Origin of the sequence: Mycobacterium sp. 1245499.0, assembly GCF_001673615.1 — a bacterium.
GTDB lineage: Bacteria > Actinomycetota > Actinomycetes > Mycobacteriales > Mycobacteriaceae > Mycobacterium > Mycobacterium europaeum_A.
Window position 1 is genome coordinate 1 of record NZ_LZMG01000375.1, and the last position, 5013, is coordinate 5013.

Genomic DNA, 5013 nt, shown 5'->3' on the forward strand with positions numbered 1-5013 from the left:
TCGGCGCGGGCATGTCATACGTGCGCGGGATCGTGCATTCCGAAGAGGGCGAGCTGCTGGCCTCCTTCGCCCAGGAGGCGCTGATCCGCCCGCTGCGCACCAGCGACACGGCGATCGACTCCCGCGCGCGGTTCTAAGGCCATGCGGTTCACCATTACCCACCCGATGCACAGTCGTCCGTACAACCCGGAGCTGGTGAGCGGGGACGGGATCGGCAAGGTGGCCGCCGCGACCGAGGCGGCCGGAATCCACGGTTTCGGCTTCACCGACCATCCGGCGCCCTCGCAGCGCTGGCTGGAGGCCGGCGGACACGATGCGTTGGATCCCTTTGTCGCCTTGGGTTTCGCGGCGGCGACGACGTCCACGCTGCGGCTGATCCCGAACATCGTGGTGCTGCCGTACCGAAACCCGTTCGTGGTGGCCAAGTCCGGCGCCACCCTGGACCTGCTCTCGGGTGGGCGGTTCACGCTCGCGGTGGGCGTGGGTTACCTCAAGCGCGAGTTCGCGGCCCTGGGGGTCAGCTACGACGAGCGCGCCGAGCTGTTCGAGGAGTCGCTGCAGGTGATCCGGGCCATCTGGACCGGCGACGATATCTCCTTTGACGGCAAGCATTTCAGCGCGCGTGGCATCACCGCGCATCCCCGCCCGGTCAGCGATCCACACCCACCGATCTGGATCGGGGGCAACACGTCGTCCTCGCGGCAGCGGGTGGCCCAGTACGGCGACGGGTGGTGCCCGTTCCCCGCGCCGCCACAGCTGGCCCAAACGGCCGGCACCGCCGCCATCGACTCCGTGCAAAAGCTCGCCGACGGCATCGACGACCTGCGACGCAGATGCGATGCCGCGCAACGGGATTGGTCGTCGATCGACATCACGTTCACCAACTTCGAGGGCGGCAGCATCACCGACGACGACTTCAACGCCGACGCCTACCTGCACGGCTTGGAGAAGCTGGAGAAGCTGGGCGTCACGTGGGTCAGCGTTCACCTGCCCGGTGACAGCCTGACGCACGCGCTCGAAACCCTCGACCGGTTCCGCACCCTGGTCATCGACGCGGCCTGATGGACTTCTCTCGCGTCGACCTTTCGCCCGAGGATCAGAAATTCCTCGATGAGACCCGGGCGTTCATGGCCGAACACGTCACCGACGAGGTGCTTCGGCGCGATCGTGAGACCGGTGAAAACTTCAGTGAGCCGGTGCATCTGGCGCTAGGCGAAGCGGGTTATCTGACGTCGGACTGGTACCAGGAGTCCGAAGGGGGATTCGACCCGGTGCGCCGGCGAATCTTCCACCTCGAGATCGGTCGCGCCCACACCCCGTGGTTCCACTGGGGCACCACGGCGGTGGTCGCGCGGTTGGTCAAGCAATTCGGCGCGCCAGAACTCGCCGACGCGATCCTGCCGGGCGTGCTGTCCGGGGAGATCCGGCTCTGCCTGGGCTACACCGAACCCGAGGGCGGCTCCGACGTCGCCACCTGCAAGACCCGGGCCGTGCGGGACGGGGCGGGCTGGGTCATCAACGGCTCCAAGATGTTCACCTCGAACGCGCAGAACGCCAAGTACGTCTTCCTGCTCACCAACACCGATCCGCAAGGCCCGAAACACAAGAACCTCACCATGTTCCTGGTGCCGCTGGATTCGCCAGGCATCGAGATCCAGGGCATCCGCACGCTGGACGGTGACCGCACCAACATCGTCTATTACAGCGACGTGCGGGTCGATGACCTGTACCGGATCGGTGAGGTCAACGGCGGCTGGACGGTGATGCGGTTCGCCCTCGACGCCGAGCACGGCATCACGGATCCGCAAGATCATGGCCTGCAGAACATTTCGATGCTCTCGGAGCACGGCCACCTGATGGCCGAGGTGGCCGACGGGGTCGCGGCGATTCTGTCGAGACCCGATGCGACGGGCCGGCGGCCGATCGACGACGACGCGATCAAATACCGGTTCGGGCGCAGCATGGCCCGCATCGAGGCCGCCATGTCCACCCCCGGAATGTATGGGCGGGTGGCGCTCATCCAGACCATGCGTGAGGTGTCCCAGGAACTGATGGACCTGCTCGGGACGGCGTCGGCATTGCCCACCGACACACCGGGTTCGGCGGACTTCGCCGATAATGGTGCCATCGAGTTCATCTTCCGGCACGCCGTGCCCGCCGGCATCTACGGCGGCACCATGGAGGTGTTCCGCAACATGATTGCCCAGCACGAGCTGGGGCTCGGGCGTCCTAGCTACGGGCGCTGACCGGCAGTTCGGCCGTCACTTCAACGCGGGTCTCGTCGAAACTCAGAAACCCCTTGATGGGCAGGCTTTCCGGCGGCGGGCCGGGGTAGCTCCACGCGACGTCGGCCACGACATGGCCGCCCGAGGCGAACGACCAGTACGTCGCGAAACCTTTGTAGTTGCAGTAACTCTCGATCTCGGAGCGCCGCAGCAGATCGGTGCGCACGTGAGCCGGGTCGACGTAGAGCCGCGGGGCGAGCGCGGTCTCGAACACGATCACCGTGTCGTCGGTGTCCACCAGCGTGGCGCCCTCGACGCGGACGCGCAGGCGCCGCCGGGTCGGACGGCAATCGACGCGGTGATAGGGATTGGGCGGGTAGTGCACGAGCCTGCGCCCCTCTTCCAGCCAGGTGTCGACCGCGTCCCAGGGCACCTGGACGAAACCCGGCGCTTCGTGTTCGGGCTCGCTCGGTAGGTCGCCGACCTCGTCGGCGGCGAAGGCGTAGCTCAGCGGCCGGCCCCGGCGGTGCACCATCAGCGCCCGCTCGGTGTCGATCACCACCCGCCCGTCCTTGACGGCCTGCACCCGCCGGGGATGCGGTTCGACGTAGACGACGTCGTCGGGGATCGCGGGCGAGAAGCGCCCCGCGGGATCGCTGCTGAGCGGACCCCGCCCGGCCACCAGACTCATGTGTGCCTCCCGGTTGCTTGCCCTCGCTCTAGCCAATCATGGGCGCCGCCGTGACGGGGCGGGGGAGCGTTGGATCCGGATGTCGGCCGAGCGCTTTCCCGGTGCGGCGTTGTCGGTCGTCACGCGTACCCCGACGGCCCGGCCGGTCTCGGCGTCGACGAACGCCAGCCTGGTGGGACCGTCTTGCAGGTAGGCGTCTCCCCACTGCACCAGCGCCATGAACACCGGCAGAAAGTCCTCGCCGGCCTCGGTCAGGCGGTACTCGTCGCGGGCGCGCTGCCCCGGCTCGCGATAGGGAACCCGCGCGACGATGCCCGCCGCCTCGAGCTGCTTGAGCGCCCGCGATACCGCCGGTGCCGACGTCGCGATGCGTTCCACGAAATCCTCGAACCGTGTTGTGCCGAAGAACAATTCGCGGACCACCTGGAACGCCGTTTTGGTGCTCAGCAGTTCGAGGACCTTCGACATCGAACAGCCCTCACCGATCGACCACTGCCGGCGATCCTGCAGCCGGTTCTCGAACTCCATCACGATCCCCTTTTGGCTAACGCTTGCGTTATCCAGCATATCGTGCTTGTATCTTACTAACGACATCGTTAGTCAGCAGGGAGCTAGGAAAATGTCATCGGATCAGCTGTTCCTCATTACCGCGGCGACGGGCAATACCGGTGCGCCCACCGTCGAGTTTCTGGTCGCCGCCGGGCACCGGGTGCGCGCGTTCGTGCACCGCATCGACCAGCGCTCCGAGGCGCTGGCGGGCCTGGGCGCGGAGATCGTCGAGGGTGACCTGCTCGACTTTCACGCCGTCAGCTCCGCGATGACCGGCGTCAGCGCCGCCTACTTCTGCTACCCGATCGCCCCGGGCAGCCTGCTGCCGGCCACGGCCATCTTCGCCCAGGCCGCCAGCGAGGCGGGCGTGCGAGCGGTGGTCAACATGTCCCAGATATCCGCGCGGCGTGAGGCGAAAAGTCGTGCCGCACAGCAGCACTGGATCGCCGAGCGATTGCTGGACCGGTTCGCCTTCGGCACCACTCATCTGCGTCCGACCTTCTTCGCCGAGTGGCTCAAATGGCAATGGTCGCGCAGCGGCGACGAGGGCGTGCTGCGGCTACCGTTCGGCACCGGGCGCCACGCTCCCATCGCCGGGCGCGATCAGGGCGGCGTCATCGCGGCCATCCTGCAGAACCCGGCCCCGCACGATCGGCAGATTTATCCGCTGGTGGGCGCCGAGGAACTCGACCACTACGGGATCGCCGAGCAGATGTCGGAGGCGCTCGGCATCGCGGTGCGCTACGAGCCGATCGGGATCCCCGCCTTCGCCGCGGCGCTGACCGCGCAGGGCCGCCCGGAGTTCTTCGTCCAGCACCTCAGCAGCGTCGCGCAAGACTACCAGGACGGCGTCTTCGCGGGAGAGAACAACCTGGTCGAGGTGATCAGCGGGCGCAGCCCGATGACCGTCGCCGACTACGTCGACGCCAACCGCGCCGCCTTCGACCGCGACGGCAGCTTCGCGGTGCGGCAGGCGAGCTGAGGCCGCACCGCCGAATCGGGGGCATGCGTGCGCCCGGGCGCGCCGACAGGGTAGGAACTTACCCATGGCGGGACCGGTAGCAGGCGTCAAAGTCGTCGAACTCGGGGTCTGGGTGGCCGGGCCGGCCGCCGGCGGCATCCTGGCGGACTGGGGCGCCGACGTGATCAAGATCGAGCCGCCCACCGGTGATCCGGCGCGCATGTTCGGCCGCATGCTGGGCTGCGATCTGGGCCTGAACCCACCGTTCGAGATGGACAACCGGTCCAAGCGCAGCGTCGTACTGGACCTGGGCACCGACGCGGGCCGCGACACCGCCTTCGAATTGCTCTCCGACGCAGACGTTTTCCTGACCAACGTGCGCCCCGGCGCCCTGCAGCGCCTCGGCCTGGACTTCGAGTCGGTGTCGCCGGCCAACCCCCGCCTGGTTTACGGGCTCATCACCGGATACGGCGAAAGCGGGCCCGACGCCGATCGCGCCGCCTTCGACGTGGCCGCCTTCTGGTCGCGGGCCGGGGTGGCGCACCTGCTCACCCGCCCCGGCGACACGCCCCCGTTCCAGCGCGGCG

Annotated in this window: 6 protein-coding genes and 1 pseudogene; 5 read left to right on the top strand and 2 right to left on the bottom strand. The window is 68.0% G+C overall.

The window, feature by feature from the left end; all coding sequences use genetic code 11:
* The 3 genes and pseudogenes from A5646_RS29220 to A5646_RS23210 all read left to right on the top strand — a co-directional run.
* A pseudogene (locus tag A5646_RS29220) lies at window positions 1-137 on the top strand (thioesterase family protein); the annotation flags it as partial.
* Window positions 138-141: 4 nt separating this feature from the next.
* Window positions 142-1062, top strand: coding sequence for an LLM class F420-dependent oxidoreductase (locus tag A5646_RS23205; protein ID WP_067024478.1), 921 nt, complete (start codon window positions 142-144; stop codon window positions 1060-1062).
* Window positions 1062-2246: an acyl-CoA dehydrogenase family protein gene (locus tag A5646_RS23210; protein ID WP_067024481.1), complete on the top strand. Its 1185-nt coding sequence runs from the start codon at window positions 1062-1064 to the stop codon at window positions 2244-2246. Before A5646_RS23205 ends, A5646_RS23210 begins: the two co-directional genes overlap by 1 nt.
* On the opposite strand, the gene A5646_RS23215 is transcribed toward A5646_RS23210, so the two are convergent.
* Both A5646_RS23215 and A5646_RS23220 read right to left on the bottom strand, forming a co-directional pair.
* Window positions 2230-2916 (bottom strand): DUF427 domain-containing protein, encoded by a 687-nt coding sequence (locus A5646_RS23215; RefSeq protein WP_067024484.1) that lies wholly within the window; start codon window positions 2914-2916, stop codon window positions 2230-2232. The genes A5646_RS23210 and A5646_RS23215 overlap by 17 nt on opposite strands.
* A gap of 36 nt (window positions 2917-2952) precedes the next feature.
* On the bottom strand, window positions 2953-3444 hold the full coding sequence (locus tag A5646_RS23220) for a helix-turn-helix domain-containing protein (protein WP_067024487.1): 492 nt from the start codon (window positions 3442-3444) through the stop codon (window positions 2953-2955).
* A 91-nt stretch (window positions 3445-3535) separates the two neighbouring features.
* Between A5646_RS23220 and A5646_RS23225 the strand changes: the two genes are divergently transcribed.
* Window positions 3536-4447 (top strand): NmrA family NAD(P)-binding protein, encoded by a 912-nt coding sequence (locus A5646_RS23225; RefSeq protein WP_067024490.1) that lies wholly within the window; start codon window positions 3536-3538, stop codon window positions 4445-4447.
* A gap of 64 nt (window positions 4448-4511) precedes the next feature.
* The coding region (locus tag A5646_RS23230; protein WP_197505267.1) for a CoA transferase at window positions 4512-5013 on the top strand (502 nt) is incomplete at its 3' end.